Origin of the sequence: Burkholderia sp. AU44665, assembly GCF_030504405.1 — a bacterium.
GTDB lineage: Bacteria > Pseudomonadota > Gammaproteobacteria > Burkholderiales > Burkholderiaceae > Burkholderia > Burkholderia semiarida.
The window spans coordinates 61,154-88,151 of record NZ_JAUJRI010000015.1; the positions used below are offsets into that span (position 1 = coordinate 61,154).

At 69.8% G+C, this 26,998-nt stretch carries 26 protein-coding genes; 15 read left to right on the forward strand and 11 right to left on the reverse strand.

Features of this window, described 5'->3' with window-relative positions; translation table 11 throughout:
* Window positions 1–91: 91 nt before the first annotated feature.
* On the reverse strand, window positions 92–1,123 hold the full coding sequence (locus QZM15_RS25020) for a bile acid:sodium symporter family protein (RefSeq protein WP_059641254.1): 1,032 nt from the start codon (window positions 1,121–1,123) through the stop codon (window positions 92–94).
* Between the two features lie 347 nt (window positions 1,124–1,470).
* Between QZM15_RS25020 and QZM15_RS25025 the strand changes: the two genes are divergently transcribed.
* The 3 genes from QZM15_RS25025 to QZM15_RS25035 all read left to right on the forward strand — a co-directional run bounded on the left by QZM15_RS25025 (window position 1,471) and on the right by QZM15_RS25035 (window position 4,531).
* Window positions 1,471–1,953 carry a peptide-binding protein gene (locus tag QZM15_RS25025; RefSeq protein ID WP_124659463.1) on the forward strand — a complete coding sequence of 161 codons (483 nt, stop codon included), beginning with the start codon at window positions 1,471–1,473 and terminating at the stop codon, window positions 1,951–1,953.
* Window positions 1,954–2,297: 344 nt separating this feature from the next.
* Complete coding sequence (locus QZM15_RS25030; protein WP_059641258.1) at window positions 2,298–3,374, forward strand: porin; 1,077 nt, start codon at window positions 2,298–2,300, stop codon at window positions 3,372–3,374.
* Window positions 3,375–3,568: 194 nt separating this feature from the next.
* Window positions 3,569–4,531 (forward strand): LysR family transcriptional regulator, encoded by a 963-nt coding sequence (locus QZM15_RS25035; RefSeq protein WP_060966567.1) that lies wholly within the window; start codon window positions 3,569–3,571, stop codon window positions 4,529–4,531.
* Between the two features lie 126 nt (window positions 4,532–4,657).
* Here the strand turns inward: QZM15_RS25035 and QZM15_RS25040 are convergent, their stop codons facing one another.
* Complete coding sequence (locus QZM15_RS25040) at window positions 4,658–5,617, reverse strand: nitronate monooxygenase family protein (RefSeq protein WP_059576442.1); 960 nt, start codon at window positions 5,615–5,617, stop codon at window positions 4,658–4,660.
* A gap of 239 nt (window positions 5,618–5,856) precedes the next feature.
* Here QZM15_RS25040 and QZM15_RS25045 point away from each other — a divergent pair, with 239 nt between their 5' ends.
* Window positions 5,857–6,753 (forward strand): alpha/beta fold hydrolase, encoded by an 897-nt coding sequence (locus tag QZM15_RS25045; protein ID WP_302107457.1) that lies wholly within the window; start codon window positions 5,857–5,859, stop codon window positions 6,751–6,753.
* Between the two features lie 124 nt (window positions 6,754–6,877).
* Here QZM15_RS25045 and QZM15_RS25050 read toward each other — a convergent pair whose 3' ends face one another.
* The gene (locus QZM15_RS25050) at window positions 6,878–7,369 is read right to left on the reverse strand and encodes an Lrp/AsnC family transcriptional regulator (RefSeq protein WP_059576448.1); all 492 of its coding nucleotides are present in this window, start codon (window positions 7,367–7,369) and stop codon (window positions 6,878–6,880) included.
* 112 nt (window positions 7,370–7,481) lie between these two features.
* Between QZM15_RS25050 and QZM15_RS25055 the strand changes: the two genes are divergently transcribed.
* A complete protein-coding gene (locus QZM15_RS25055; protein ID WP_059576451.1) occupies window positions 7,482–8,384 on the forward strand; it encodes a DMT family transporter in 903 nt (300 codons plus the stop codon).
* Window positions 8,385–8,627: 243 nt separating this feature from the next.
* Here the strand turns inward: QZM15_RS25055 and QZM15_RS25060 are convergent, their stop codons facing one another.
* From QZM15_RS25060 to QZM15_RS25075, 4 genes are read right to left on the reverse strand one after another with little or no spacing between them, the layout of a single operon-like run.
* Window positions 8,628–8,834 carry a DUF1289 domain-containing protein gene (locus tag QZM15_RS25060; RefSeq protein WP_226291256.1) on the reverse strand — a complete coding sequence of 69 codons (207 nt, stop codon included), beginning with the start codon at window positions 8,832–8,834 and terminating at the stop codon, window positions 8,628–8,630.
* Window positions 8,831–9,337 carry a YbaK/EbsC family protein gene (locus QZM15_RS25065; RefSeq protein WP_226094042.1) on the reverse strand — a complete coding sequence of 169 codons (507 nt, stop codon included), beginning with the start codon at window positions 9,335–9,337 and terminating at the stop codon, window positions 8,831–8,833. The genes QZM15_RS25060 and QZM15_RS25065 overlap by 4 nt, the downstream gene beginning before the upstream one ends.
* 26 nt (window positions 9,338–9,363) lie before the next feature.
* Entirely contained in the window at window positions 9,364–10,296 is a 933-nt protein-coding gene (locus QZM15_RS25070; RefSeq protein WP_302107458.1) for a hydroxymethylglutaryl-CoA lyase, read from the reverse strand.
* A 32-nt stretch (window positions 10,297–10,328) separates the two neighbouring features.
* Window positions 10,329–11,270: a glyoxylate/hydroxypyruvate reductase A gene (locus tag QZM15_RS25075; protein WP_060317096.1), complete on the reverse strand. Its 942-nt coding sequence runs from the start codon at window positions 11,268–11,270 to the stop codon at window positions 10,329–10,331.
* 346 nt (window positions 11,271–11,616) lie between these two features.
* Between QZM15_RS25075 and QZM15_RS25080 the strand changes: the two genes are divergently transcribed.
* On the forward strand, window positions 11,617–12,240 hold the full coding sequence (locus tag QZM15_RS25080) for an alpha/beta hydrolase (RefSeq protein WP_012329348.1): 624 nt from the start codon (window positions 11,617–11,619) through the stop codon (window positions 12,238–12,240).
* 236 nt (window positions 12,241–12,476) lie between these two features.
* Here QZM15_RS25080 and QZM15_RS25085 read toward each other — a convergent pair whose 3' ends face one another.
* Entirely contained in the window at window positions 12,477–12,764 is a 288-nt protein-coding gene (locus QZM15_RS25085) for a hypothetical protein (protein WP_302107459.1), read from the reverse strand.
* Window positions 12,765–13,321: 557 nt separating this feature from the next.
* Between QZM15_RS25085 and QZM15_RS25090 the strand changes: the two genes are divergently transcribed.
* From QZM15_RS25090 to QZM15_RS25100, 3 genes are read left to right on the forward strand one after another with little or no spacing between them, the layout of a single operon-like run.
* Window positions 13,322–14,077 carry a (2Fe-2S)-binding protein gene (locus QZM15_RS25090; RefSeq protein ID WP_059576466.1) on the forward strand — a complete coding sequence of 252 codons (756 nt, stop codon included), beginning with the start codon at window positions 13,322–13,324 and terminating at the stop codon, window positions 14,075–14,077.
* An 18-nt stretch (window positions 14,078–14,095) separates the two neighbouring features.
* Window positions 14,096–15,097: a xanthine dehydrogenase family protein subunit M gene (locus QZM15_RS25095; RefSeq protein ID WP_099316880.1), complete on the forward strand. Its 1,002-nt coding sequence runs from the start codon at window positions 14,096–14,098 to the stop codon at window positions 15,095–15,097.
* Entirely contained in the window at window positions 15,094–17,319 is a 2,226-nt protein-coding gene (locus tag QZM15_RS25100; protein ID WP_302107460.1) for a xanthine dehydrogenase family protein molybdopterin-binding subunit, read from the forward strand. The genes QZM15_RS25095 and QZM15_RS25100 overlap by 4 nt, the downstream gene beginning before the upstream one ends.
* A 9-nt stretch (window positions 17,320–17,328) precedes the next feature.
* Here the strand turns inward: QZM15_RS25100 and QZM15_RS25105 are convergent, their stop codons facing one another.
* Window positions 17,329–18,249 carry a LysR substrate-binding domain-containing protein gene (locus QZM15_RS25105; protein ID WP_099316878.1) on the reverse strand — a complete coding sequence of 307 codons (921 nt, stop codon included), beginning with the start codon at window positions 18,247–18,249 and terminating at the stop codon, window positions 17,329–17,331.
* Between the two features lie 112 nt (window positions 18,250–18,361).
* On the opposite strand from QZM15_RS25105, the gene QZM15_RS25110 reads away from it, so the two are divergent.
* Together QZM15_RS25110 and QZM15_RS25115 are read left to right on the forward strand one after the other, a co-directional pair.
* Entirely contained in the window at window positions 18,362–19,009 is a 648-nt protein-coding gene (locus QZM15_RS25110; protein WP_059641289.1) for a glutathione S-transferase family protein, read from the forward strand.
* Window positions 19,010–19,147: 138 nt separating this feature from the next.
* Complete coding sequence (locus QZM15_RS25115) at window positions 19,148–21,349, forward strand: TonB-dependent siderophore receptor (protein ID WP_302107461.1); 2,202 nt, start codon at window positions 19,148–19,150, stop codon at window positions 21,347–21,349.
* Window positions 21,350–21,391: 42 nt separating this feature from the next.
* Here QZM15_RS25115 and QZM15_RS25120 read toward each other — a convergent pair whose 3' ends face one another.
* Window positions 21,392–22,660 (reverse strand): MFS transporter, encoded by a 1,269-nt coding sequence (locus tag QZM15_RS25120; RefSeq protein ID WP_302107462.1) that lies wholly within the window; start codon window positions 22,658–22,660, stop codon window positions 21,392–21,394.
* A gap of 106 nt (window positions 22,661–22,766) precedes the next feature.
* Between QZM15_RS25120 and QZM15_RS25125 the strand changes: the two genes are divergently transcribed.
* From QZM15_RS25125 to QZM15_RS25135, 3 genes are all read left to right on the forward strand, one after another.
* Window positions 22,767–23,819 (forward strand): LysR substrate-binding domain-containing protein, encoded by a 1,053-nt coding sequence (locus QZM15_RS25125; protein ID WP_302107463.1) that lies wholly within the window; start codon window positions 22,767–22,769, stop codon window positions 23,817–23,819.
* A 115-nt stretch (window positions 23,820–23,934) separates the two neighbouring features.
* The gene (locus QZM15_RS25130) at window positions 23,935–24,144 is read left to right on the forward strand and encodes a hypothetical protein (RefSeq protein WP_059583180.1); all 210 of its coding nucleotides are present in this window, start codon (window positions 23,935–23,937) and stop codon (window positions 24,142–24,144) included.
* Entirely contained in the window at window positions 24,144–24,524 is a 381-nt protein-coding gene (locus tag QZM15_RS25135) for a type II toxin-antitoxin system VapC family toxin (protein WP_302107464.1), read from the forward strand. Before QZM15_RS25130 ends, QZM15_RS25135 begins: the two co-directional genes overlap by 1 nt.
* A gap of 56 nt (window positions 24,525–24,580) precedes the next feature.
* Here the strand turns inward: QZM15_RS25135 and dapA are convergent, their stop codons facing one another.
* Entirely contained in the window at window positions 24,581–25,474 is an 894-nt protein-coding gene (dapA, locus tag QZM15_RS25140; protein WP_302107465.1) for a 4-hydroxy-tetrahydrodipicolinate synthase, read from the reverse strand.
* 451 nt (window positions 25,475–25,925) lie between these two features.
* Here dapA and QZM15_RS25145 point away from each other — a divergent pair, with 451 nt between their 5' ends.
* Window positions 25,926–26,945 (forward strand): sulfate ABC transporter substrate-binding protein, encoded by a 1,020-nt coding sequence (locus QZM15_RS25145; protein ID WP_302107466.1) that lies wholly within the window; start codon window positions 25,926–25,928, stop codon window positions 26,943–26,945.
* The last annotated feature ends 53 nt before the right edge of the window (window positions 26,946–26,998 follow it).

Here is a 26,998-nt window from a genome sequence, read left to right on the forward strand (position 1 = left end):
CGGAAGGGGCGAGGGACCGAAAACGGGGGGCGATGAGCGGTAGGCGGAAAGCGGAAAGCCGCCCGCGGCGGCCATCGCGCCCCCGGACGTGTCAGCGCTTGCCCGCGCTCAGCGCGCCGGACGCGGCCGTCGCGCCGCCCTCGTCGTGCTCGCCGCTCGTGTCGCGCGCGCCCCAGCGCTGCGCGAGCGCCGCGCACGCCATCAGCTGGATCTGGTGAAACAGCATCAGCGGCAGCACGATCGCGCCGACCGCGTTCGCCGAGAAGATCACCTTCGCCATCGGCACGCCGGCCGCGAGGCTCTTCTTCGATCCGCAGAAGATGATCGTGATCTGGTCGGCGCGGTTGAAGCCGAGCCGCTTGCTGACGAACGCGGTCAGCAGCAGCGCGATCGCGAGCAGCACGAGGTTGACGACGAGCAGGCCGCCGAGCGCGCGCGGCGGAATCTGGTGCCACAGCCCCTCGTTGACGGCCTCGCTGAACGCGACGTAGACGACCAGCAGGATCGAGCCCTGGTCGACGAAGCGCAGCACGCCGCGATTGCGGTCGATCCAGCCGCCGATCACGGGCCGCAGCAACTGCCCGGCGATGAACGGCACGAGCAGTTGCATCACGATGCTGCCGACGGTGCTCCACGGCGACGCGGCCGCGGCCGACTGCGACGTGATCATCAGCCCGACGAGCGCCGGCGTGACGAAGATCCCGAGCAGGCTCGACGCGGAGGCCGCGCACACGGCGGCAGGCACGTTGCCCTTCGCGATCGACGTGAACGCGATCGACGACTGGACCGTCGACGGCAGCGTGCAGAGGAACAGCACGCCCGCATACAGCGTCGGCGTGACGAGCGGCTGCAGCACGGGTTTCAGCGCGAGGCCGAGCAGCGGGAACAGCGCGAACGTGCTGAGCAGCACGAGCGCGTGCAGCCGCCAGTGCGTCGCGCCCGCGACGACGGCTTCGCGCGACAGTTTGGCGCCATGCAGGAAAAACAGCAGGCCGACGGCGATGTTGGTGGCCCAGTTGAACGCATGGGCGGCCGGGCCGCGGCACGGCACGAGGCTCGCGAGTACGACGGTGCCGACGAGCGCGAGCGTGAAGTTGTCGGGAAGAAAACGGGGACGGGCCATCGGGAACTCGATTCGGAAACGACGAAGGCGCGCGTCGCGCGCGCGGATGGCGTTATTGTCCCGGTTGACGATTCACTACACAAATTCATTGTGCGAATCGATTGATGAATCAGTGGCATGCAACGGCGGCCGCCGTACGAGTCGCGGCGGCGGCCAAAACCGCGGAAGAACGTTCCGTCGCGATCGCGCCCGGAAGTGAAAAAACCTAGCAGTAACATGGTGTTACACCGATGCCGGCGACATAACACTTTTTGGCTCGACACGCTTTCCCCCCGCTCATAAATTACTGCTGAAAGCCTTGGGTCGGCCGAAAGGAGCCGACGGCGGGCGTCGATGGGCACGGAACGATGACGGAACGGGTGAAACGGAAGATCGGACGATGGGCGGCAGGCGTGCTCGGCACGCTGCTGATGCCGCTCGCGCTCGCCCAGCCTCCCCACGGCGGTCACGGGTTCGGCAGCCACGGCTTCGGCGGCGGCGACATGCGCGCGTACGGTCAGCCCGCCGGCGGCGCTCCGGTGTGGCGTCGCGTGCCGCCGTCTGCCGGCGTGCGTCCCGGCGGCGTGAGCGGTGCCGGCTCCCGCTGGGGGCTGCGCCCGACACCGTCGTACGGCCATTACGCCGCGCAAAGCCCGTATCGGCCGATCAACGCCGAAGTCCGCCAGATGCCGCGCCCGCCCGGCGGCGGCAACGTCCCGCTGCGAGCCGGCTCGATCCGCGCCGACGTCGCGCGCTACAACGAGGAGCGCGGCGGCCGCCCGATGCCGCCGCCTCGCTCGCAGGAAGAGCCTGCGCACTCGCCGTTTTTCTCCCCGTTCTACCGAAACTGAGCGCCCCGGCGCTCGTCCCCTTGCCGGCTGATGCGAATTCGCCACAGTCGCGCGCAGATTCCCGCTGATTTTCCCGCCGCATTGCGCTATCTTTCGCGCCCGGCACGCCATGCCGCGCCGCCGCCCGCCCGTGCGACCGCGTTCGTGCCGGGCCGCCGCCGTGCGTGCGGCCATGGATACCTGCCGCGAAGTTAATGCCGACGCTATACCCGCAATAAGCGTGCGCAATTTTGACCGGACGAATGATCCGTAAAGATGGCTGCGCCCCATACGACGCAAGCACTCGGCTCCATACAACAACGCTCGCGCCACTTATCGACTATTCGACAAAACCTGGAGATCCCATGAAAGCATTCGCCCGCCGTGCGTCGCGCACGTCCGTCAAGCTGATCGCCGCAGCCGCCTGCGTGGCGGCTGCCGCACCCGTCCATGCGCAGTCGAGCGTCTCGCTCTACGGGCAGGTTGACGAATGGGTCGGCGCCACCAAGTTCCCGGGCGGCGATCGCGCGTGGAACGTGTCGGGCGGCGGCATGTCGACGTCGTACTGGGGCCTGCACGGCGCCGAGGACCTCGGCAGCGGCTACAAGGCGATCTTCACGCTGGAGAGTTTCTTCCGTGCGCAGAACGGCCAGTACGGCCGCTTCCAGGGCGACACGTTCTTCGCGCGCAACGCGTACGTCGGCATCAGCTCGCCGTACGGCACGGTGACGGCGGGCCGCCTGACGACGCACCTGTTCCTGTCGACGATCCTGTTCAACCCGTTCTACGACTCGTACACCTTCTCGCCGATGGTGTATCACGTGTTCCTCGGCCTCGGCACGTTCCCGACCTATCCGAGCGACCAGGGCGCGGTGGGCGATTCGGGCTGGAACAACGCGCTGGGTTACACGTCGCCTTCGTTCGGGGGCCTGAACTTCGGCGCGATGTACGCGCTCGGCAACCAGGCCGGCGACAACCGTTCGAAGAAGTGGAGCGCGCAGTTCAACTACGCGAACGGCCCGTTCGCGGCGACCGCCGTGTATCAGTACGTGAACTTCAACAACGGCCCGCAGGACCTGAGCGCGCTCGTGACCGGCATGAAGAGCCAGGGCATCGCGCTGGTCGGCGCCACCTACGACCTGAAGCTCGTGAAGCTGTTCGGCCAGTACATGTATACGAAGAACGACCAGGTCGCGGGCAGCTGGCACGTGAACACCGCGCAGGGCGGCGTGTCGGTGCCGATCGGCGTGGGCAATGCGATGGCGTCGTATGCGTACTCGCGCGACGCGGGCGGCCTCGACCAGACGCGCCAGACCTGGGCCGTCGGCTACGACTATCCGCTGTCCAAGCGCACCGACGTCTACGCGGCCTACATGAACGATCACATCAGCGGCCTGTCGACCGGCAACACGTTCGGCGCCGGCATCCGCGCGAAGTTCTGACGCGCACGCGCGATCGGTGCGCCGGCCGCGCGTCAATCGCGCGTTTCGGCTGCATGTTTTCCTGCCCGTCATTTTCAGTCCGAAGCGGCGCCGCCACCCGCGGCGCCGTTTTGCCTTTCTTGACCTTTCTGTTTCCCCGCCTTTGTTACCCTATCTCGTAATTGGTCGATTTCCCGGGATTGCGAGCTAGTTCGATGGATACCCTCGTCAGCATGAATGTGTTTCGCTACGTCGTCGAAGTGGGCAGCTTCGTCGGCGCGGCGGAGCGCATGCAGATGTCGGCGGCGATGGCGAGCAAGCACGTGATGCACCTCGAGCAGCAGCTCGGCGCGCGGCTGCTGCATCGCACGACACGACGCGTCGCGCCGACCGAGGCGGGACGCGAATACTACGAGCGCCTCGTGCAGGCGCTGTCCGAACTCGACGAGGCCGGGCAGGCCGTCGGCGCCGCGAGCGTGGTGCCGCAGGGCCGGCTGCGCGTGACGTCGCTGTCCGCGTTCGGGCTGCGGCACGTGATGCAGGCCGTCACCGATTATGCGGGCCGGTTCCCGGACGTGACCGTCGACATGACGCTGTCCGATCGCGTGGTCGACCTGATCGAGGAAGGCTACGACGTCGCGGTGCGCGCGGCGCCGAACGGATTGAAATCGTCGTCGCTGGTCGCGCGCCAGATCGCGACCGCGCACATCCTGCTGGTCGCGTCGCCCGCATATCTGGAGAAGCACGGCACGCCCCGGACGATCGCCGATCTCGCGGATCACAACTACCTGCGGCGCGATTCGAATTCGACGATGCTCGATTCGCTGGTGATCGACGCGGCCGCCGCGTCGCGCGTGAGCCTGAACGGCAACCTGATCGTGAACCATCTCGAAGGGCTGCGCGCGGCCGTGCTCGCCGGCGCGGGCATCGCGCTGCTCGGCACCGAAGTGGTCGGCGACGACATCGAAGCGGGCCGGCTCGTGCCGGTGCTGCTCGATTCGGTGCCGCCGCACGAGGCGCCGATCTATGCGGTGTACGCGAGCCGTCGTCACGTGTCCGCGAAGGTGCGCTCGTTCGTCGACTTCCTCGCCGCGCGTTTTGAAGGGCAGTCGCTGTGCCCGTCGATCGAATCGCGTCTGCGCGTGCTGCCGATCACGCGGATGAAGCGCGCGGGCTGAGCCGCATCGTTCCGCCGCGGCGGGGCAATAAAAAAGCGCGAACCGCTGCGGTTCGCGCTTTTTTCGTTGGGGCGACGATCTCGCGCCGATGGCGGCCGATGGCGGCCACCACGGCCGCCGCATCCGTCAGCGCGGGATGCCGAGCCGCGCCTTCGCGTCGTCGTACTCGCGCTTGAGCCGCTCGACGAGCGCAGCCACGCTCGGCAGATCGTCCATCAGACCGACGCCCTGGCCGGCGCCCCAGATGTCCTTCCATGCCTTGGTCTTGTCGCTGCCGAAATTCATCTTGGTCTTGTCGGATTCCGGCAGCGCGTCCGGATCGAGGCCGGCCTTCTCGATGCTCTCGCGGATGTAGTTGCCGTGCACGCCCGTGAAGAGGTTCGTGTAGATGATGTCCGACGATTTCGCGTTCAGGATCGCGTGCTTGTAGTCGTCGATCGCGTGCGCTTCCTGCGTCGCGATGAAACGCGTGCCCATGTACGCGAAGTCGGCGCCCATCGCCTGCGCGGCGAGGATCGAGCCGCCGTTCGCGATCGAGCCGGACAGCACGATCGGGCCGTCGAAGATCTTGCGGACTTCGCCGACCAGCGCGAACGGCGACGTCGTGCCCGCGTGGCCGCCGGCGCCGGCCGCGACGAGGATCAGCCCGTCGACGCCCGCTTCGAGCGCCTTCTGCGCGTGGCGCAGGTTGATCACGTCGTGCAGCACGATGCCGCCGTAGCCGTGCACCGCATCGACGATCTCGCGCGCCGGCGCGCGCAGGCTCGTGATGAAGATCGGCACCTTGTGCTCGACGCACACGCGCACGTCGTGCTCGAGCCGTGCATTCGACTGGTGGACGATCTGATTGACCGCGATCGGGCCGATCACCGCGTCGGGATGTTTCGCCTTGTGCTCGGCGAGTTCCGACTGGATTTGCGTGAGCCACTCGTCGAGCAGTTCGGCCGGGCGCGCATTGAGCGCGGGGAACGAACCGACGATGCCCGCCTTGCATTGCGCGAGCACGAGTTCGGGGTAGCTGACGATGAACATCGGCGACGCGATGACGGGGAGCGTCAGGTTCTGCAGGACGGTGGGCAATGCCATGTGATGTCTCCAGTCTCCGGGGGCGTGGCGGTCGAACGGTGATTCGAGTGTAGCCGCGGAACGCATTCGGTCATATTAATACGAACGGTCGTGCGATTCTACGCGAGCTTAGCAAAAGGCGCGGTGGGCCGGCAATCGAGTGAGTGTTCTCTTTCTACGGTTTCGGGCGGTGACCTCGCTGTGAAGACGCGCCGCCACTTTTAAAATAGCCGCCATAACAAACCAACGAGAAACAAACCATGTCGTTTGACGCGTTTGCATCGTTTCGCGTGACGGTGCAGGACACCGACATCTTCGGTGTCAAAGGAGGCGCGGGGCCGCCGCTGCTGTTGCTGCATGGCCATCCGCAGACCCACATGATCTGGCATCGCGTTGCCGCGACGCTCGCGAATCACTTCACGGTGATCGCCACCGACCTGCGCGGCTACGGCGCATCGGGCCGGCCGCCGAGCGACGCGCGCCACGCGCCGTATTCGAAACGGGCGATGGCGGCGGACCAGGTCGCCGTGATGCGGCATTTCGGCTTCGAGCATTTCCATGTGTGCGCGCACGATCGCGGCGCGCGGGTCGCGCACCGGCTCGCGCTCGATCATGCGGATGCCGTCGAGCGGATGATGCTGCTCGACATCGCGCCGACGCTCGCGATGTACGAGAAAACCGATCGCGCGTTCGCGACCGCGTATTTCCACTGGTTCTTCCTGATCCAGCCCGAGCCGCTGCCCGAGACGCTGATCGGCGCGCACACCGATGCGTACATCGAACGCGTGATGGGCAACCGCTCGGCCGGGCTCGCGCCGTTCGCGCCCGAGGCGCTCGACGCGTACCGGGCGGCGCTCGCGCAGCCGGGCGCCGTGCATGCGATGTGCGAGGACTACCGCGCGTCGGCGACGATCGATCTCGAGCACGACCGTGCGGACCTCGAACGCGGCAACAAGGTCGCGTGCCCGCTGCGCGTGCTGTGGGGCGAGCACGGGGTCGTCGGCCGCTGCTTCGATCCGCTCGACGAATGGCGGCGCGTCGCGCGCGACGTCAGCGGCCGCGCGCTCGACTGCGGGCACTACATTGCGGAAGAGGCGCCGGCCGCGCTGATCGACGAACTGCTCGCGTTCTTCGACGCGCGCGACCCAGCCGCGTGACGGTGCGTGCGGGCGTGCCGCCCGCGGTTCAGTGGTGTGCGTCGCCGGCGGCTCGGCGGTATGCGCCGCCAGTGGCTCGGCGGTGTGCGCCGCCAGCGGCTCGGCGGTGTGCGCCGCCAGCGGCTTAGCGGCGCGCGTGGTCGTCTTCGACGAGCGGCGGCAGGCGGCGCGGCACGGGCGTCGATTTCACGATCGCGGTGCTCGTCTCCGCGCGCTCCGTCACCTTCGACAGGATGTCGTCGAGGTGCTCGATCGTGCGCAGGTAGAGCCGGCAGATGAAGCAGTCGTCGCCGGTGACCTTGTCGCATTCGACGAATTCCGGAATCCGCCGCAGCAACTCCTCGACCAGATGCAACTGGCCCGGCAGCGGCTTCACGCGGACGATCGCCTGCAGCGTATAGCCGAGCGCGCGCGGGTCGAGCTCGACGGTGAATGCGGCGATCACGCCTTGCGCCTCGAGCCGCCGCACGCGGTCGGCCGTGGCGGGCGCCGACAGTCCGATCTGCCGGGCGAGTTCGCTGGTCGCGATGCGTGCGTCGTCGGCCAGCGCGGCGACGATCGCGCGGTCGGTCGCGTCGAGCGACGCGACGGCGGGCGGGGAAAGGCGTTTCGGCATGATCGCTTTGGTTTCGAAGGTGAATCGGCTGATTCGCTTCAGTTTAGCCGTGGTTGTGGCGAAGGCAAGTTTCTAGAATCGAAGTCATCCCCTCTCTTCAACGGAATCCATGATGGCCACGAATGAAATTCGCCGCGGCGCCGCCGAGATGATCGTCGCGATGCTGATGTCCGGCACGATCGGCTGGCTCGTGATGTCGTCGCAGCAGCCGCTGACCAATGTCGTGTTCTTCCGCTGCGTATTCGGCACGGCGACGCTCGCGATCGTCTGCGCGGCGTTCGGCTTCCTGCGCCGCTCGCTGTTCTCGCCGCGGATGCTCGTGCTCGTGACGCTCGGCAGCCTCGCGATCGTCGCGAACTGGCTGCTGCTTTTCGCCGCCTATTCGCGTGCGTCGATCTCGATGGCGACCGCCGTCTACAACACGCAGCCGTTCATGCTGGTCGCGCTCGGCGCGATCGTGTTCCGCGAACGGATCACCGCGTCGACGGTCGCGTGGCTCGTGCTCGCGTTTGCCGGGCTCGTGTTCGTGGTGCGCGTCGAGCCGGCCGTGCTCGCCGTGCCCGGCGCATATCTGGAAGGCGTCGCGCTGTCGCTCGGCGCGGCGTTCCTGTATGCGATCTCGTCGATCATCACGAAGCACCTGAAGGGCACGCCGCCGCATCTGCTCGCGTTGCTGCAGGTCGGCCTCGGCATCGTGCTGCTCGCGCCGTTCGCGCACTTCGACACGTTGCCGGCGACGGCCGGGCAATGGGCCGACCTGATCGTGCTCGGCATCGTCAACACGGGGCTGATGTACGTGTTGCTGTACGGCGCGGTGCAGAAGCTGCCGACCGCGATGACGGGCGCGCTGTCGTTCGTCTATCCGGTCGTCGCGATCGCCGTCGATCGCATCGCGTTCGGGCAGACGCTCGCGTGGACGCAGATGTTCGGCGCGCTGCTGATCCTGCTCGCGGCGGCCGGCGTGAACCTCGGCTGGCGCATCGTGCCCGCGCGTCGCGAGGCGGTCGGCAACTGATACGGTCGGACGATTCGGCGCGGCTGCGCGGTCGCGCCGCGGCGCGCCGACTGCGCGTGTCGGGAACGGCGATTGCGCGCGAGAGGGCGTCGCGCGCGGCCGCGAAAAGCGCGGCAGGAAGTTGTAGGGAAACACCCGATGCGATGCGGCCGCGTCGCTCGTATGATGCGGGCTGTGACGTTGATCACGTTCACAGGATTCCGATCTCGACGCCGTTCGCCCGTGAGGCTGAACGGCTTTTTTTTATGTCTCGCTGCCCGCGATCAGGCGCCGCCGCGCGTCGAGTTGCGCGAGCAGCGCGCGTCTCGCGTCGTCGTCCGACGTACGCCATCCCTTGATCTCGCCGCGCGTGCGCAGGCAGCCCGCGCACCAGTCGGTGCGCGGATCGATCCGGCAGACGTCGGTGCACGGCGACGCGACCGTCGCGACCGGCATCGTCACGTCGCTCATGCGGTCTCCCGCAACGCGACGTCCGCGACGGGCGCGCCCGTCAGCGACACGAGCTCGTGCGGCGACAGGTTGAACACCGCATGCGGATGGCCGGCGGCGGCCCACAGGCTGTCGAGCGCGAGCAGGTCGGCGTCGATCAGCGTGACGGGTTCGACCAGATGGCCGATCGGGCAGACGCCGCCGATCGCGTAGCCGGTGTTGTCGCGCACGAACTTCGCATCGGCGCGGCCGACCGGGCCGACCTGCGCGGCGACCTTCCTTTCGTCGACGCGGTTGACGCCGCTCGCGACGACGAGCACGGGCGCATCGTCGGCCTGCCGGCGAAACAGGATCGACTTCGCGATCTGCGCGACCGAGCAGCCGAGCCCGGCCGCGGCCTCGGCCGACGTCTTGCCGGTTTCGGCGAGCATCACGATGCCTTTCGCATGGCCGCGCTCGCGCAGCAGCAGCGCGACGCGTCGCGCGGAATCGGGCAGGGAATCGAATGAAGCGGGTGTCGTCATGTTGGAGAATCCGTGGAGTGGCGCGATCAGACGCAGTTCGCGGCGTCGGCCGCGCTCTGCGCCTTGGCGAGCAGTGCACGACCGGCGCGCGACACGTTCGCGCGGCCGATCGCGTTGGAGATGAAGTCGCCTGCGGCGACGACCTGCGCGAGATCGATGCCGGTCTCGATGCCGAGGCCCTGCATCAGGTACAGCACGTCCTCGGTCGCGACGTTGCCGGTCGCGCCCTTCGCGTACGGGCAGCCGCCGAGGCCCGCGACCGACGCGTGGAAGATCTCGATTCCTTCGAACAGCGCCGCGTAGATGTTCGCGAGCGCCTGGCCGTAGGTATCGTGGAAATGGCCCGACAGGCGTTCGCGCGGGAACACGCGCGTCACCGCCGCGAGCACTTCGCGCGTGCGCTTCGGCGTGCCGACGCCGATCGTGTCGGCGATGTCGATCTCGTCGCAGCCGAGCGCGGCGAACCGCTCGACGACGTCGACCACCGACGCCACCGGCACCTCGCCCTGGTACGGGCAGCCGAGCGCGCACGACACGCTGCCGCGCAGCCGCAGGCCCGCATCCTTCGCGGCCTTCGCGACGGGTTCGAAGCGCGCGATGCTCTCCGCGATGCTGCAGTTGATGTTCCGCTGCGAGAACGCCTCGCTCGCCGCGCCGAAGATCACGACTTCGTCCGCGCGGGCGGCGAGCGCATGCTCGAAGCCCTTCAGGTTCGGCGTGAGCACCGAGTACACGGTGCCCGCGCGGCGCTCGATGCCGGCCATCACGTCGGCGCCGTCGGCCATCTGCGGCACCCATTTCGGCGACACGAACGACGCGGACTCGACGTTGCGAAAACCGGCGCGCGACAGCCGGTCGACGAGCGCGATCTTCACGTCGGTCGGCACGAAGGTCTTCTCGTTCTGCAGGCCGTCGCGCGGGCCGACTTCGACGATCTTGACGGCGGTGGGGAGCGTCATGGTTGTCTCCTGGTTTCTCTTTGTGGCGGAATTCAGTAGCCGCGTGCGTAGTCGACGATGCCGCTGACGGGCGCGCCGCGCTCGAACGCGCGGATCTTGCCGGCGATCTGCTCGACGGCTTCCGCGCGCAGCGTCTCGGCCGAGCTGTGCGGCGTGATCGTGACGCGCGGCGCGCGCCAGAACGGATGGTCGTCCGGCAGCGGTTCGTGCTGGAACACGTCGAGCGTGGCCGCGGCGACCTGGCCGCTCGCGAGCGCATCGAGCAGGTCGGCTTCGACGAGATGCGCGCCGCGCGCGACGTTGACGACGTATGCGCCGCGCGCGAGCCGCGCGAATGCGCGCGCCGACAGGATGCCGTCGGTGTCGCGCGTGCTCGGCAGCAGATTGACGAGCACTTTCGCGCCGTCGATGCACGCGTCGAACGCGCCGTCGCCGGCGAACGTGGTGACGCCGTCGAGCTGCTTCACGCTGCGGCTATAGCCGCGCACCGGCAGGCCGAGTGCGGCGAGCGCGCGGGCGACCTGCGCGCCGAGCACGCCGAGCCCGAGGACGGCGACGGTGAAGCTTGCGCGCGCGTGCGGTTCGAGCGGCTGCCAGCGGCGTTCGCGCTGGAGCAGGTCGTATTCGTCGAAGCGGCGCAGGTAGCGCAGCACCGCGTGCGTCACGTATTCGACCATCTGCCGCGCCATGCCCGAATCTTCGAGCCGCACCAGCGGCACGTGCGCGGGCAGCGTGCCCGGATGGGCGTGTTCGAGCGCGAGCAGCGCATCGACTCCCGCGCCGAGGTTGAAGATCGCGCGCAGGCCGTCGCGCGGCGTGAAGAACTCGCGCGGCGCGCGCCACACGAGCGCGTAGTCGGCGGCGGCCGTATCGCCCGGCTGCCACGCGCGCAGTTCGGCTTCCGGCAGCGCCCGCGCGATCTCGTCGCGCCATGCGTCGGCTTCCTGATGCGGTGAATGGAACAGGATCTTCATTGCGCGAGGGCGCGCGCGCCGGCGAGGCGCGTCACGGGAACGGTGAGCGGAGCCGGGCGCGGCGCGCCGGCGGACATGGCGGACATCGGGCGTCTCCTGACGGACGGCCCGGCGCGTCGGCGCGGGGCCCGGTTCCGTGTGAAGCTGACGGGAAGCCCACATTCTACGGTTTCGCCGCACATTGCGCCGCCGCACGGAGCGTGCGGCCGATGCGGGCCGTCGTCGCGCGGTGGCCGGGCCGCCGGCGGTCATCGCCCCGCGCAAAAGCAAAGCACAAAATATTGGTTCGGTCGCCGCGTACCCGACGCCACAATCGAACCTCGTGTTCAAGCAAGCGAGGGCAATCATGCGCGCATGCAGCAAATCGGCGTGGCCGCCGCGGCTCGTCACCGTTCCGGGCCTGCACGGCAGCGAAGGCGCCCACTGGCAGACGTGGCTCGAGCGGCAGTTCCCGCGCTCGTTGCGCGTCGAGCAGCACGACTGGGACGCGCCCGATCTCGCGGGCTGGGCGCAATCGGTGCGCGCGCTGCTCGATCGCGAGCGCGGCCCGTTCGTGCTCGCCGCGCACAGCTTCGGCTGCCTCGCGGCCGCGCATGCGCTCGCGCAGTGGCCGCACGTGGGCGATGTGGCGGGCGTGCTGTTCGTCGCGCCGGCCAGCCCGAAGAAATTCACGTTTGCCGGGCCGTTCGACGCGCGCCGGCTCGCCGTGCCGTCGATCGTGATCGGCAGCGAGACCGATCCGTGGATGCCGCTCGCCGATGCGCGCGCGCTCGCGCAGCGCCTGGGCAGCGCGTTCGTGAACCTCGGCGACGCCGGGCACATCAACACGGCGGCCGGCTTCGGGCCGTGGCCGCGCGCGAAATACTTCATCGACACGCTCGTGCATTGCGCGGCGCCGCTGCGCTTTCGCGACGCGGACGACGGCTTCGAGGCCGCGCTCGTCGACCGCGCGCTCGCGCACGCGGTCTGACGCGCAGGCCGCGCGGTGCAGGCCGCGCGGTGGCTGTCGCGCCTACGGCGCGGAAACGGGCCTGACGGCGGCCGGGGCCGAACAGCGGCGCGGCCATGCTCGATACGGCCCGCGAAGCGGCGCGGCACCGTGCCGTTCACGCCGCCATCCACCGTGTCGTCATGCCGGTGGCGGCGCGACGCGAGCGCGCACCGCTCTCCCCGAGCGGTACCGACTCCTGTCAGGTGACAGCGGGATCAGCCCGACATCGACGCGGCGGCGCTCGACGCGGCCGCGTTCGTGGCGGGCTTCGCATCGTCGTCGTCATCGGGCGGGTAGTGCACGACGGGCGGCGCGAGCGGTGCGGCATCCGACGCGGCGGCGTTCGCGTTCGCGCCGCTGTTGAACGCGCTGGCGGCGCCGTTCGATGCGCCGGCCTGCGGCGCGGCGGCATCGGTCGCGTTGGCGTCGTGCGGTGCGTCGTCGCTGCAGGCGGCGACGAACACGGCGGCACACAGAACGACGGCGACGAAAACGCGACGCATGACTTCTCTCCTGGCAAGGCTGATCGGGAAACGTTTTCGAGTATGCCGCCGCGATGCGACGTTTCGGTGAATCGTTTGCGATTCCGGCGGCATCGCGACATGTTTTCGTCACGCTGACCGGATGCCTTCGCGGTAATCGGCCGCGGCACGCATGGCGGAATTTTCCAGCGAACGCGGATGCTGCGCGCATTTACACGGCGCGCAACGCCGCGGCCCGGCCGTGGCGACGCGGACGCCATGCGCGGCACGGCACATGCGGCCGGCAATTTGTGACCGATGCGTTGCCGGTCACGTCGAAAAATCCGGGCGTTATTGCCGCTTCGTCAGCGAACGGCCAGCCGTGCGCCAGCGTGGCGTCATGGACGCGCAGTCAGCGACGACCCGACCCGTTTGCCGCCCGGTGCGCGCCACGAGGCGGGGCCGGCATTGCACATGGGCGCTGCTCCCCCGTTTCGCGGCACCGGAATTGCTCTTTGCGCGATGCGCGTGCCGACCGCGCCGCCCTCCGGGCGCGGGCGGCACATCCGCGTCCATCAACCATGGAGCGAGCAGAAGCCATGTCCAGCGATCGATCCGATTCTCCGTCCGCCGAGCCGGCGCGCGACGCCGCCCCGGCGCCGCGCGGGCCCGGCCAGTCAGCGGCGCCGCCGTCGCCGCACGATACGCCGCCCAGCGCCGCGCGGCGCCGCTTCCTGCAATCCGCGGCGGCTGCCGCGACCGTCAGCGCCGCCTCGCACGTTCATCCGCAGCCGCCGCACGCGGCAGCCGCACCTGCCGCGCCCCGCCGCGATTCGGTGCCGGCGCGGCCCGTGCATCTCGACATCAACGGGCGGGCGTACACGCTGCAGCTCGAACCGCGCGTCACGCTGCTCGACGCGCTGCGCGAATACGCCGGCCTCACGGGCACGAAGAAGGGCTGCGATCGCGGGCAGTGCGGCGCGTGCACGGTGCTCGTCGATGGGCGGCGCATCAACGCATGCCTGACGCTCGCGGTGATGCACGAAGGCGAGCGGATCACGACCGTCGAAGGGCTGGCGCGCGGCGGCGAGCTGAGCCCGGTGCAGCGCGCGTTCGTCGAACACGATGCGTTCCAGTGCGGCTATTGCACGTCCGGCCAGCTCTGCTCGGCGACCGCGCTGCTCGACGAGTTCGCGGCGGGCGCCGGCAGCGCCGCCACCGACGACGTGCGGCGCCGCCCCGCGCATCTGTCGGACGACGAGATCCGCGAGCGCATGAGCGGCAACCTGTGCCGCTGCGGCGCGTACCCGAACATCGTCGCCGCCGTGCGCGCCGCGCATGCGGCGCATGGCTAGCCGACGGAGGGCACCGCAATGGAAGCGATCTCCTACGAACGCGCGATGGACGTCGCCGGCGCCGTGCGCGCGGCGCAGCGGCCCGGCGCGGCCTTCATCGGCGGCGGCACGAACCTGCTCGACCTGATGAAGGGCGGCGTCGCGCGGCCCGCCGCGCTCATCGACATCACGCGCATCGCCGGCCTCGACGCGGTCGATGCGCTGCCCGGCGGCGGCGTGCGCATCGGCGCGCTCGTGCGCAACAGCGATGCGGCCGATCATCCGCGCCTGCGCGCCGACTATCCGCTGCTGTCGCAGGCGCTGCTCGCCGGCGCGTCCGCGCAATTGCGCAACATGGCGACCGTCGGCGGCAACCTGATGCAGCGCACGCGCTGCCCGTATTTCTACGATCCCGCGTTCGCGCAGTGCAACAAGCGCGAGCCGGGCAGCGGCTGCGCGGCGATCGGCGGCCACAACCGGATGCACGCGATCCTCGGCGCGAGCCCGCAGTGCGTGGCGGTGAACCCGTCGGACATGAGCGTCGCGCTCGCCGCGCTCGACGCCGTCGTGCAGGTGAGCGGCCCGCGGGGCGCGCGGCAGATTCCGATCGCGTCGTTCCACCGCTTGCCGGGCGATCGTCCCGATCTCGACACGACGCTCGAACCGGGCGAGCTGATCACCGCGGTGGACTTGCCGCCGCCGCGCTTCGCCGACCATGCGCACTATCTGAAAGTGCGGGACCGCGCGAGCTACGCGTTCGCGCTGGTGTCGGTCGCGGCCGCGCTGCGGATGGACGGCCCGCGCATCGCCGATGCGCGGATCGCGCTCGGCGGCGTCGCGCACAAGCCGTTGCGCGCGACGGCCGCGGAGCAGCATCTCGCCGGGCACGCGTTGAGCGATGCCGCGCTGAATGAAGCGGCCGCGCTCGCGCTGCGCGACGCCACGCCGCTCGACGGCAACGGCTTCAAGATCGCGCTCGCGCAGCGGGCGATCGTGCGTGCGGTGAAGACCGCCGCCGGACCGACCGGAGGTGCCGCATGAACACGCTGACCGGACAGCCGCTCGACCGCGTCGACGGCGTACTGAAAGTGACGGGCGGCGCGCACTACGCGGCCGAGTTCCCCGATGTGCGGCTCGCGCACGCGGTGCTCGTGACGAGCACCATCGCATCCGGCCGCATCGAGTCGATCGACACGGCGCGTGCGCGCACGATGCCCGGCGTGCTGCTCGTGATCACGCACGAGAACGCGATGCGGCTGCCCAACGGCGGCCGGCCGCCGCTGTCGCCGCCCGCGGGGCGCCGGCTCACGCTGTTGCAGGACGACACGGTGCGCTACAGCAACGAACCCGTCGCGGTCGTCGTGGCCGAAACGCTCGAGCAGGCGACCGACGCCGCGCATGCCGTGCAGGTGCGCTATCGCGCGGGCGATGCCGTGGTGGATTTCGCGCACGCGAAGCGCGGCGCGCGCGTGCCGCCGAAGCAGCAGGGCCGCGCGATGGACACGCAGCGCGGCGACGTCGATGCCGGCTTGCGCGAAGGCGCGGTGCGCGTCGACGCAACCTATACGACGCCGATGCAGCACCACAACCCGATCGAGCCGCACGCGACGATGGCACGCTGGGACGGCCCGACGCTCACGCTGCACGATGCGACGCAAGGCGTGTCGGGCGCGAGCACGGCCGTGGCCGCCGTGTTCGGCATCGCGCCGGAACACGTGCGCGTGATTTCGCCGTTCCTCGGCGGCGGCTTCGGCTGCAAGGGTTCGTCGTGGTCGCACGTGTCGTTGTGCGCGATGGCGGCGAAGCAGGTGGGGCGCCCGGTCCGGCTAGCGCTGACGCGGCCGCAGATGTTCGGCCCGGTCGGCGGGCGGCCGTTCACCGAACAGCGCGTCGTGCTGGCCGCCCGTCGCGACGGCAAACTGACCGCGATGCGCCACGACACGATCGCCACCACGTCGACGTTCGAGGACTGGATGGAGATGTGCGGGATGCCGTCGCGGATCATGTACGCGGTGCCGAACCACGCGACCACGCACCGGATCGTGTCGCTGAACGTCGGTACGCCCACGTTCATGCGCGCACCCGGCGAGGCGTCCGGCTCGTTCGCGCTGGAATCGGCGATGGACGAGCTCGCATGGCAACTCGGCATGGACCCGGTCGCGCTGCGGCTTGCGAACTACGCGGAGGTCGATCCGCAGGACGGCAAGCCGTGGTCGAGCAACGAGCTGCGCGCGTGCTACGAGGTCGGCGCGCGGCGCTTCGGCTGGTCGAGGCGCACTGATACGCCGCGCACGATGCGCGACGGCGACACGCTGATCGGCCTCGGGATGGCGGCCGCCACGTATCCGGCGAACCGCAGCGAAGCGTCCGCGCGTGCGCGCATCCTGCCGGACGGCACGGCCGAAGTCGCGTCGGGCACGCAGGACATCGGCACCGGCACCTACACGGTGATGACGCAGGTCGCGGCCGACGCGCTCGGTTTCGCGCCGCGGAACGTGCGCTTCGCGCTCGGCGATTCCAGCCTGCCGCGCGCGCCGGTATCGGGCGGCTCGCAGTCGGCCGCGAGCGTAGCGCCCGCCGTGCGCGAGGCCGCGCTGCAGGCGCGTGCGAAGCTGATCGCGCTGGCGATCGCCGATCCCGGCTCGCCGCTGCACGGCGCCGCGGCCGACGACGTGACGGTCGACAACGGCTGGGTCGTGCATCGCGGCGAGCCGTCGCGGCGCGATCCGGCCGCGGCGGTGATCGCGCGGGCGGGCGGCCAGCCGATCGACGCGCAGGCGACGGCGAAGCCCGGCGACGAGAAGTCGCGCTATGCGTCCCATTCGTTCGGCGCGGTGTTTGCCGAAGTGCACGTGGACGCCGAGCTCGGCACGATTCGCGTACCGCGCATCGTCGGCGTCTACAGCGTCGGCAGCCTGCTCAACGCGAAGACCGCGCGCAGCCAGTTGATCGGCGGGATGGTGTGGGGGCTCGGCACCGCGCTCGAGGAAGGCTCGCATCTCGACGTGCGGCACGGCCGCTTCACGAACGCGAATCTCGCCGAATACCACGTGCCCGTCAACGCGGACATCGGCGAGCTCGACGTGAGCTTCGTCGACGAAAGCGACACGCATTTCAATCCGCTCGGCATTCGCGGCATCGGCGAGATCGGGATCACCGGCGTGCCGGCCGCGATCGCCAACGCGGTCTATCACGCGACCGGCGTGCGCGTGCGCGATCTGCCGATCACGCTCGACAAGGTGGCGATGCCGGTGCGCGCGTGAGCGCCGGCGTCAGCGCCGCGGCGTCCTGCGCCGCACTTCGCTGCGCAGCCAGTCGAGCCACGTGCGGATCGCCGCTTCGCGGGGATGACCGGGGCGCCACACGACGTAGTGCGCATACACGTCGGTGATGCGCACGCTCGACACACGCACGAGCGTGCCGCGCGCGAGTTCGGGCTCGATCAGCGAGCGGCGCGCGAGCGCGACGCCGCGGCCTTGCAGCGCCGCGGCGATCAGCGCGTTCGCATCGGTGAAGCGCGGTGCGCGCGCGGATTCGGTAAGGTCGAGCCGCGCGGCCTGGAACCACGGTTCCCACGGTTGCGCGGGATGGCGCAGCAGCGTCGCGCGCACGAGATCGGCCGGCGCGCGCGGGGCGACGCCGTCGCGATTGCGGTACGCGGGGCTCGCGACCGGAAAGATCGTCTCGTTCATCAGCTTCTCGGCGACCACACCGGGCCACGTGCCGGGCCCGTAGCGCAGCGCGACGTCGATGCGGTCGCGCTTGCGCAGCGGCGCGAGCGCCACGTCCGGATGCAGCACGATCGAGATATGCGGATGCGCGGCCGAGAAACGCGGCAGGCGCGGCGCGAGCCAGCGCTCGGCGACGCTCGGCAGCACGCTCACGTTCAGCGTCGCGTCGCAGGTGCGCGGGCGGCGGCGCGCCGCCAGCGCCGGCTCGAACGCGCGTTCGAGCACGCTCAGACCCTGGCGTACCTGCAGCGCGAGCGCGTGCGCGGCGTGCGTCGGCGTCGCGCCGTTGCGTTCGCGCGTGAACAGCGGATAGCCGAGCTGCGCCTCGAGCGCGCGGATGTGCTGGCTGACCGCGCCTTGCGTGAGCGCGAGCTCGTCCGCCGCGCGCGTGAAGCTCTGCAGCCGCACGGCGGCTTCGAACGCGCGCAACGTCTGCAGCGGAGGGAGATGGATGCGTCGCATGTGGGTATTAGTAACACTAATGCTCGAGCACGACAATTCATCGTTTGCCGCGCGCCGGCATGCGTTCCTACACTCGGTTCCGTCTTCCACAGCCCCGTCGGGCCCCACCGCCATGAACGCCTATCGTCTCTATCTTTCGCCGGGCGCCTGCTCGCTCGCCGCTCACATCGCGCTGGAGGAAACCGGCGCGCCGTTCGACGTCGAGATCGTCTCCGTGAAACAGCGGCAGAACCTCGAAGCGCGCTACCTCGCGATCAACGCGAAGGCGCGCGTGCCCGTGCTCGCGATTCCGGGCGAGCCGCGCGTGCTGACGGAAACGCCGGCGATCCTCACGTATCTCGCGCGCCGCTATCCGGACGCGCAATTGCTGCCGCTCGACGATCCGCTGCGCGAGGCGCGCTGCCACGAATGGCTCGCCTGGCTGGTCGGCTGGGTGCACGGCGTCGGCTACGGCGCGCTGTGGCGGCCGGGCCGTTTCATCGACGATCCGGCGCTGCACGGCGCGATCAGCGCGCATGGGCGCAGCACGATCGAGGCCGCGAACGCGTCGATCGAAGCCCTGCTGGCCGACGGCCGCACGTGGGCCGAGCCGGGCGCGCATTCGATCGTCGATCCGTTCCTGCTCGTGCTGTATCGCTGGGGCGTCGCGATCGGGCTCGACATGACGCGGCATCCCGCATGGACCGCGCATGCGCAGCGCGAGGCCGAACGGCCGGCCGCGCGGCGCGCGCTGGCGCGCGAGGCCGCGCAAGCGACCTGAGCGGCCGACGCGCGACGCGCTGCTCCGGCGTTTCGGTCGCGCGTTCGTTCGGACCGCGAAGTTCGGACGTGTCCAATTGCGGCGTCGACGCCATTCCATTTAAATGAGAATTATTCTCATCAATGGAATGGAGTGAGCATGAGCAGTTGCATTTTGTCGAGCGCGACGCCGCCGCGTCGCGCGACCGCGTCCGTCGCGTTCGCGATGATCGCCTGTGCGGCCGCGCCGGCGTGTGCGGAAGAAGGCGAGCCGGGGCAGGCGCCGCACCTCGATCCGATCTTCGTTCGCGGCGCGCACGACGCAGGCTCGCGCGTCGATCGGTCGGGCTCGGCCAAATATGCGACGCCGCTGCTCGACGTGCCGCAGACGATCACCGTCGTGCCGCGCGCGGTGCTGGACGAACAGCAGGCGCTGAGCCTGCGCGAAGCGCTGTCGAACGTCGCCGGCATCACGTTCAACGCCGGCGAGGGCGGCGGGGGCTCGGGCGACAGTTTCAATATCCGCGGTTTCGGCGCGAACGCGAACATGCAGCTCGACGGGCTGCGCGACAGCGCGCAGAACAATCGCAGCGACCTGTTCAACATCGACGCGGTGGAGGTGATCAAGGGGCCGAACTCGGTGTTCGGCGGCGCCGGCACCACGGGCGGCTCGGTGAACCTGGTCAGCAAGACGCCGAAGGCCGGCGCGTTGACCGAAGCCGGCGCGGTGCTCGGCACGTCCGACTACCGCCGCGTGACGCTCGATACGAACCAGCCGCTGCCCGGCGCCGACGGCAAGGCGGCGTTCCGCCTGAACGCGATGGCGCACATCAACGACGTGCCGGGCCGCGACGACATTCGCAAGCGGCGCTGGGGCGTCGCGCCGTCGCTCGCGTTCGGCCTCGGCACGCCGACGCGCGTCACGCTCGGCTATTTCCATCAGTACGACAACAACCTGCCCGATTACGGGCTGCCCGCGCGCGACGGGCAGGTGCTGGCCGGCGTGTCGCGCGACAGCTACTTCGGCTGGCGCAATCTCGATCGCGAACGCATCATGTCCGACACGTTCACCGTCAAGGCCGAGCACGACGTGTCGCCGCACCTGAAGGTGCAGAACCTGAGCCGCTACACGCACCTGAATCGCGATACGGTGGTGTCCGCGTCGCACGCGAATCTGCAGGGGCTGCCACCGGGGCGCTACAAGCCGGCCGGGCCGCAGGGCTACGGCCGCGATGCGTCGACGGCGATGTGGGCGAACCAGACCAACGTCACGAGCGAATTCGCGACGTTCGGCATCGGGCACACGCTCGTCACGGGCTTCGAAATTTCGCGGGAAACGTACGGTCGCACCACGTATTCCTACGGGCTCAACCGTTTCTATCCGGCCAACGGTTTCGCGCTCACCGCGCCGCCCGGCGTGTGGCTCGGCCCCGCGAAGCGCGAGAACAGCGCGCGCAGCGATACCGAGCTCATCGTGAAGGCGCTGTACGCGTTCGACACGCTCTCGCTCGGCCGCTACTGGGACATCGACGTCGGGCTGCGGCACGACTGGATCGACGGCTGGGCCGAAAGCACGCCGGCCGGCAAGCCGACCGAGCGCGCGGCGAACAGCGACCGCCATCTGAGCACGCGCGCGGGGCTCGTGTTCAAGCCGACGGACAACGGCCGCGTGTATTTCTCGTATGGCACGTCGTTCAATCCGTCCGCCGAATTTCTCGTGAGCAACGGCTCGGGCCTCAACGCGGCGACCGAGTCGCTCGCGCCCGAGAAAAACGAGAGCTTCGAGCTCGGCACGAAATGGGAAGGGCTGGCCGGCATCGCGCTGAACGGCGCGCTGTTCCAGACCGAGAAGAAAAACGCGCGCGAGCGCATGGCCGACGGCAGCTACGCGCTCGTGGGCCGGCAGCGCGTGCGCGGCATCGAGCTCGGCGCGGCCGGCAAGGTGACGCCGCAGTGGGACGTGTTCGCGAATTACACGTACCTGGCGAGCGTCACGCTCAGTTCGCCGGCCACGCCGCGCCGCGATGGGCAGGCACTCGGCAACACGCCGCGGCACGCGCTCAACCTGTGGACGACCTATCGGCTGCCGGCAGGCTGGACGATCGGCTACGGCTCGCACTTCGTCGGCCGGCGCAACGTGACGTCCGAAGGCGGCAGCCAGCTCGGCGCGTATTGGGTGCACAACCTGATGGCCGGCTACGAAGTGAACCGCCGGCTGCGTTTCCAGCTGAATATCGATAACGTGTTCGACCGCGCGTATGTCGAGCGCGTGCGGCAGGTGTTGGGAAGCGAGTCGCGATCGTCGGCCGTCGAGTTCGGCGACGGCCGTTCGGCGATGCTGTCGGCCGTGTACAAGTTCTGACCGTCTCGCGCACGCTGCCGCGAACGTTGCCGCGTCGGCCCGCTATCGCGCGAACAGCGGGTAGGTCGCGGCGGCGATCAGCGCGGTCGCGAGCCACACCACGCTCCACGAACTGACGGCCAGCAGCGGCGGAATCGCGAGCGGCGTCGCGAACAGACCGAGATACACGACCGTATTCGCCATCCCGAGCGCGGTGCCGGCGTGGTTCGCACCCGCGAGCGTTGCGAGCTCGGTGTACGCGACGCCGTGCCACGCCGATACGCAGATGCCCGCGAACACGAGAATCGCGACGATGGCCGCGAGCGGCACGTGCGGGCTGCCGGCCGTCGCGGCCGCGAGCAGCGCGAACGATCCGGCCGCGACGCACACCGACCCGCGCAGGTACGCACGCCGGTTGCCGTACCGGTCGGTATGGCGGCCGCTCCACACGCGCATCACCATTGCGCCGACCTGCAGCGCGACCATTGCCGCGCTGATGCCGGCGAGGCCGAGCCGGCCGAAATCGTGCAGGAACACGGTCGCGAACGTAAGCACCGCGAACTGCGGGGCGCACAGCGCGCCGATGCCGAGCACGATGCGCCACACGCGGCCGCTCGCGAGCGGGCTGCGCATCGGTGCGGCCGGCGATGGCGGCGCGAGGGGACGGCCTGCGGTGACGGGCGTCGCAGCCGGCGCATCGGGCGGCTCGTGCAGCCAGCGCCACGTCAACGCGGCCGAGCCGGCGCACAGCAGCATCAGCGCGCCGTATACCGCGGCGAAGCCCGCATGCGACGCAAGCGACGGCAGCAGCGCCGCGCCGAGGCCGCCGCCGAGCGGCACGGCCGTCTGGCGGATGCTCATCGCGAGCCCGCGCTCGCGCTCGCCGAACCAGCGCATCACCGCACGTCCGCTCGACCCGTTCACGCTGCCGCCGAGCAGGCCGACGCAGCCCATGGCCGCGGCGACCCGCATCAGCGGCGGCACCGCGTGCGCGGTCGGCGCGATCGTGCACATCATCAGCGCGAGCATCGCGGCCGTCGCGACGAGCCCGGTCAGCAGCACGCGGCGGTCGCCGAAGCGGTCGGCGGCGATTCCCCACGGCAGCTCGGACAGCGCGACGCCGAAGCCGAGTGCGCCGAGCACGAGGCCGAGCGCGCCGTTGTCGAGGTGATACGCGGCGCGCATCCAGACGGCCGTGGTCGGGATGCCGGCCGCGGCGGCCGAAAAGCTCATGTTCGCGGCGACGCCGGCGGCCAGCACGCGCCAGCGATGGGCCGGCCCGCGCCCGTCGCGGGCAGGCGAAGAGGGGGAAGCGATGCACGAGGTATCCATGACGGCAGGCCCGGTTCGAAGTTGACGTCCACAGTCTGGCGCCCTACATTCATCCTGAAAATCGGAAAGTTTTTGATGAATCGTTCGATAAATCAGGATGGTTGAGATGGCCGGACAAGACACTTCGCGCGATGGCGGCGAGGCCGTCGCGGGCGCCGATGCCGCACTCGCGCGGCCCAACTTCGACGTCGCGGCGTTGCGCAGCCTCGTCGCGGGCGTGGATCTCGGCAGTTTCGCGAAGGCGGCCGATCGCGTCGCGCGCTCGTCGTCGGCGGTGAGCGCGCAGATCCGCAAGCTCGAGGAGCAGGCCGGCACGCCGCTGTTCGTGAAGGCCGGGCGCGGGCTCGCGCTGACCGACGCCGGCGACGCGATGCTGCGCTACGCGCGGCGGATGATCGAGCTGAACGACGAGGCGGCCGCGGCCGTGCGCGGCGTGAATCTCGACGGCTGGGTACGGGTCGGGTTGCAGGAGGATTTCGGTGAAGCGATCCTGCCCGACGTGCTCGGGCGCTTCGCGCGCGCGCATCCGAAGGTGAAGATCGAGGCGCGCGTGGCGCGCAACGCCGATCTGCTCGACCGGCTCGATGCGAACCAGCTCGATCTGGCGCTCGTATGGGGCGATCCGGCGTCGGCGGCGCTCGTGTCGCGGGCGGGGATCGACAGCGAAGCGATCGCGCACGTGCCGATGCAGTGGATCGGCGCGGCGGCGGGCGGTGGTCTCGGCGTGCCGGATGGAGGCGGGGACGCGGGCGCGCGGGGCGGCGCGAGCGGCGGCGACGAAACGCGCGATCGCGCCGTGCGCGCGGCGGGCGAGCCGTTGCCGCTCGTCGTGTTCGACCGGCCGTGCCGGTTCTTCGGCGCGGCGACCGATGCGCTGGACCGCGCGGGCGTGCCGTGGCGCGTCGCGTTCACGACGCCGAGCCTGGCCGGGCTATGGGCGGCCGCGGCGGCCGGCCTCGGGCTCACGGTGCGCTCGCATTACGGGCTGCCCGCGTCGGTGCGCGGGCTCGATGCGGCGTCGTGCGGGCTGCCGGCGCTGCCGAGCCTGCCGCTGATCCTGCTGCGGCGTACGTCGTCGGCGACGCCGACGGTCGATCGGCTCGCGCGGATCGTCACGCAGGCGGTGCGGGGGGCGACGCAGGAGGCGGTGGCGGCGTGATGAAACGCTCGATTGCCGTCGCGGGCCGCGGTTCGGTCGTCCCTCTGCCGATCGGCCGAATGGATCGATCGGGCAAACCTGACTACAGTGATGATCACTTGAAACGGAGGTCATCATGCAAAACGCAAATACACCGGGCGCCAGCGCGGTCGATCCGGCGCAAAGGGCGGAAGCCTCGATCCGCGACGACGGGCCGTCAGCCGATTGCCCCGTGCCCGTCAATCCGCCCGTTCGGTTCGGTGTCCTGCAAGGGCAGGCGTGGATCGCGGACGACTTCGATGCCCCGCTGCCCGATGACTTGCTGGATGCATTCGAAGGGCGCTGATGCGGCTGTTGCTCGATACGCACATATTTTTGTGGATCGTGACGAATGACCCCAAGCTCAGCGCCCAAGCGCGCAGCGTGATCTCGGCCGCCGACGAGCGTTTCGTCAGCAGCGCAAGTATCTGGGAGGCTGCCATCAAGGCCGGACTGGGCAAGCTCGATATCGACGTCGGCGAGCTGATGCGGGCGATCGGGCCGAGCGGGATCCGCGAACTGCCGGTTCGGGCGGCGCATGGGGCCGCGGTCCGCGATTTGCCGCATCACCATCGTGATCCCTTCGATCGTTTGCTGGTTGCCCAGGCGCGGCTCGAGCCGCTTCAGCTCGTGACGGCCGACGCTCATCTTGCACGGTATGACCTGTCTCTCGTTTTGACAGTTTGAAGCAATCTGTCGGTGCGCGATCCATCGGTCGCCTGCACGTCACGTAGCGTTGCGGTTCATGCGACGGCGATGTCCGGCTCGATTTCATGCAGTTCCGCGGAAATGGCTGCCAGTCGCGCCCGCAATCCCTCGCTCGCCGGCACGAACGGCAGCCGCAACCCGTCCTCGCACCATCCTTGCGCGGCGAGCACGGCCTTCACCGGCGCCGGGTTCGGTTCCGCGAACAGCGCCGCGACGAGCGGCTGCAGCGCGACCGACAGGCGCCGCGCGTCGGCGCGCCGCCCGTCGCGCAGCCACGCGTGAATCCGCACGTGCCATTCGGGCAGCACGTGCGCGCTGCTCGCGATCGCGCCGTGCGCGCCCGCGCTCATCGCCGCGAAGTTCTGGTTGTCGTCGCCGGACAGGATCGCGAGCGGCGTGTCGTGCACGAGCCGGCTCATCCGGTCGAGCGTGCCGCCGCATTCCTTGATGCCGGCGACGCGCGAGTCGCGCGCGAGCGCCTGCAGCGTGTCCAGTTCGACGTTCACGCCCGTGCGGTACGGGATGTTGTAGACGAGCACCGGCAGGTCGGCCGCGTCGACGATCGCTTCGACATGGCCGCGGATGCCGTCCTGCGTCGGCCGCACGTAGACGGGCGGCGTGACGAGCAGCCCGTCGGGGCGCAGCGCCGCGAGTTCGCGCGCGCGGGCGGCCGCGAAGTGCGTCGCGCTCGCGGTCAGCCCGACGACGATCGGCAGCCCGGGCGCCGCGTCGCGCAGCGTCGCGAACACCGCGTCCTGTTCGCGCGCGTCGAGCAGCACGCCTTCACCGGTCGTCGCCCCCGCGACGAAACCCGCGATGCCGGCGCCCGCATAGTGGCGCGCGAGCCGCGCGAGCGCCGCATGGTCGACCTCGCCGCGGTGGAACGGCGTGATGATCGGCAGCCAGATACCTTCGAAACGTGTGTTCATGCAAAGCCTCATGGTGGAAACGGAGTGGGAAGGAACCGTTCCGCCGGCGGCGTGCCGGAGCGAGGCGTGCATGCAAGGAGAAAGAAACGACCTGCGGGCATCCCGTCCGGCATTCGCCTGACGGGACGCGACGTCCCCGTCAGTCGAGGAGTCGTTTTTTCAGTTTCAGCCCGGCCGCGCGCGCACCTGCCGCGACGGCGGCGAGGATCGAGGGCGAGCGCAGGGTAGCGGACATGGATGAACCGTGAATGGGCTGAGCGGCGATCTTAACACCGGAGCGGCGGCGCGCGCGAGCCGCGGCCGCCGTTTAGCAGAATTCGAGATTTGCTTTCCACGACTGATTGGAAGGCGCGCTGCTGCCGGCCGCTAGAATGCCCGCTTACGTTTCGATGACAGCACGTACGCGTACGGTCACGCATATTCACCACCACTGGAAACGGGGCATATCACGATGGCAAGCATCAAGGGGATCGGCCGCTGGCTGCACACGGGCGCGACGGCGGCGCTGGTCGTGGCGGCGACCGCCGCGCACGCGGACACGTCGATCCTGAACGTGTCGTACGACGTGACGCGCGAGCTGTACAAGGACATCAACGCGAGCTTTGCCGCCGCCTACAAGCAGAAGACGGGCGAGACGGTCACGATCAAGCAGTCGCACGGCGCGTCGAGCGCGCAGGCGCTGTCGGTGCTGCAAGGGCTGCAGGCCGACGTCGTGACGATGAACCAGCCGAATGACATCGACCTGCTCGCCGAGCGCGGCCAACTGCTGCCGAAGGACTGGCGCGCGCGCTTCCCGGACAACAGCTCGCCGTACTCGACGACGATGGTGTTCCTCGTGCGCAAGGGCAACCCGAAGGCGATCAAGGACTGGAGCGATCTCGCGAAGCCGGGCGTGCAGGTGATCATCGCGAACCCGAAGACGTCGGGCAACGGCCGCTACGCGTATCTCGCCGCGTGGGGCTTCCAGAAGCAGAAGGGCGCGACCGACCAGCAGGCGCTCGACTTCGAGAAGGCGATCTTCCGCAATGTGCCGGTGCTCGACTCGGGCGGCCGCGGCGCGACGACAACGTTCACGCAGCGCGGCATCGGCGACGTGCTCGTCACGTTCGAGAACGAGGTCGCGCTGATGGACACGGGCGCGTCGGGCGCGCAGTTCGACGCCGTGTATCCGTCGGCGAGCATCCTCGCGGAGCCGCCCGTCGCCGTCGTCGACAAGGTGGTCGACAAGAAAGGCACGCGCAAGGTCGCGCAGGCGTATCTCGACTACCTGTACACGCCGCAAGCGCAGGAGATCATCGCGCAGCATCATCTGCGCCCGCGCGACGCGACCGTGCTGCAGAAGCATGCGGCCGAGTTCAAGGCGCTGAAGACGTTCAGCGTCGAGCAGGTTTTCGGCAGCTGGGCGAACGCGCAGAAGACCCATTTCGCCGACGGCGGCACGTTCGACCAGGTAATCGTCGACCGCAAGTGAGCGCGGCGCGCGCCACGCGCGGGCTCGCATGACGACGCAGCCGGCCGCATGGG

Coding starts and splice junctions, on each gene's coding strand:
- QZM15_RS25035 (WP_060966567.1), top strand. CDS start 3,569: ATGGATACCCTCGTCAGCATGAATGTGTTTCGCTACGTCGTCGAAGTG.
- QZM15_RS25090 (WP_059576466.1), top strand. CDS start 13,322: ATGTCCAGCGATCGATCCGATTCTCCGTCCGCCGAGCCGGCGCGCGAC.
- QZM15_RS25025 (WP_124659463.1), top strand. CDS start 1,471: ATGACGGAACGGGTGAAACGGAAGATCGGACGATGGGCGGCAGGCGTG.
- QZM15_RS25130 (WP_059583180.1), top strand. CDS start 23,935: ATGCAAAACGCAAATACACCGGGCGCCAGCGCGGTCGATCCGGCGCAA.
- QZM15_RS25055 (WP_059576451.1), top strand. CDS start 7,482: ATGGCCACGAATGAAATTCGCCGCGGCGCCGCCGAGATGATCGTCGCG.
- QZM15_RS25065 (WP_226094042.1), bottom strand. CDS start 9,337: ATGACGACACCCGCTTCATTCGATTCCCTGCCCGATTCCGCGCGACGC.
- QZM15_RS25050 (WP_059576448.1), bottom strand. CDS start 7,369: ATGCCGAAACGCCTTTCCCCGCCCGCCGTCGCGTCGCTCGACGCGACC.
- QZM15_RS25080 (WP_012329348.1), top strand. CDS start 11,617: ATGCGCGCATGCAGCAAATCGGCGTGGCCGCCGCGGCTCGTCACCGTT.
- QZM15_RS25075 (WP_060317096.1), bottom strand. CDS start 11,270: ATGAAGATCCTGTTCCATTCACCGCATCAGGAAGCCGACGCATGGCGC.
- QZM15_RS25060 (WP_226291256.1), bottom strand. CDS start 8,834: ATGAGCGACGTGACGATGCCGGTCGCGACGGTCGCGTCGCCGTGCACC.
- QZM15_RS25145 (WP_302107466.1), top strand. CDS start 25,926: ATGGCAAGCATCAAGGGGATCGGCCGCTGGCTGCACACGGGCGCGACG.
- QZM15_RS25095 (WP_099316880.1), top strand. CDS start 14,096: ATGGAAGCGATCTCCTACGAACGCGCGATGGACGTCGCCGGCGCCGTG.
- QZM15_RS25085 (WP_302107459.1), bottom strand. CDS start 12,764: ATGCGTCGCGTTTTCGTCGCCGTCGTTCTGTGTGCCGCCGTGTTCGTC.
- QZM15_RS25120 (WP_302107462.1), bottom strand. CDS start 22,660: ATGGATACCTCGTGCATCGCTTCCCCCTCTTCGCCTGCCCGCGACGGG.
- QZM15_RS25020 (WP_059641254.1), bottom strand. CDS start 1,123: ATGGCCCGTCCCCGTTTTCTTCCCGACAACTTCACGCTCGCGCTCGTC.
- QZM15_RS25125 (WP_302107463.1), top strand. CDS start 22,767: ATGGCCGGACAAGACACTTCGCGCGATGGCGGCGAGGCCGTCGCGGGC.
- QZM15_RS25070 (WP_302107458.1), bottom strand. CDS start 10,296: ATGACGCTCCCCACCGCCGTCAAGATCGTCGAAGTCGGCCCGCGCGAC.
- QZM15_RS25040 (WP_059576442.1), bottom strand. CDS start 5,617: ATGGCATTGCCCACCGTCCTGCAGAACCTGACGCTCCCCGTCATCGCG.
- QZM15_RS25030 (WP_059641258.1), top strand. CDS start 2,298: ATGAAAGCATTCGCCCGCCGTGCGTCGCGCACGTCCGTCAAGCTGATC.
- QZM15_RS25115 (WP_302107461.1), top strand. CDS start 19,148: ATGAGCAGTTGCATTTTGTCGAGCGCGACGCCGCCGCGTCGCGCGACC.
- QZM15_RS25135 (WP_302107464.1), top strand. CDS start 24,144: ATGCGGCTGTTGCTCGATACGCACATATTTTTGTGGATCGTGACGAAT.
- QZM15_RS25105 (WP_099316878.1), bottom strand. CDS start 18,249: ATGCGACGCATCCATCTCCCTCCGCTGCAGACGTTGCGCGCGTTCGAA.
- dapA (WP_302107465.1), bottom strand. CDS start 25,474: ATGAACACACGTTTCGAAGGTATCTGGCTGCCGATCATCACGCCGTTC.
- QZM15_RS25045 (WP_302107457.1), top strand. CDS start 5,857: ATGTCGTTTGACGCGTTTGCATCGTTTCGCGTGACGGTGCAGGACACC.
- QZM15_RS25110 (WP_059641289.1), top strand. CDS start 18,362: ATGAACGCCTATCGTCTCTATCTTTCGCCGGGCGCCTGCTCGCTCGCC.
- QZM15_RS25100 (WP_302107460.1), top strand. CDS start 15,094: ATGAACACGCTGACCGGACAGCCGCTCGACCGCGTCGACGGCGTACTG.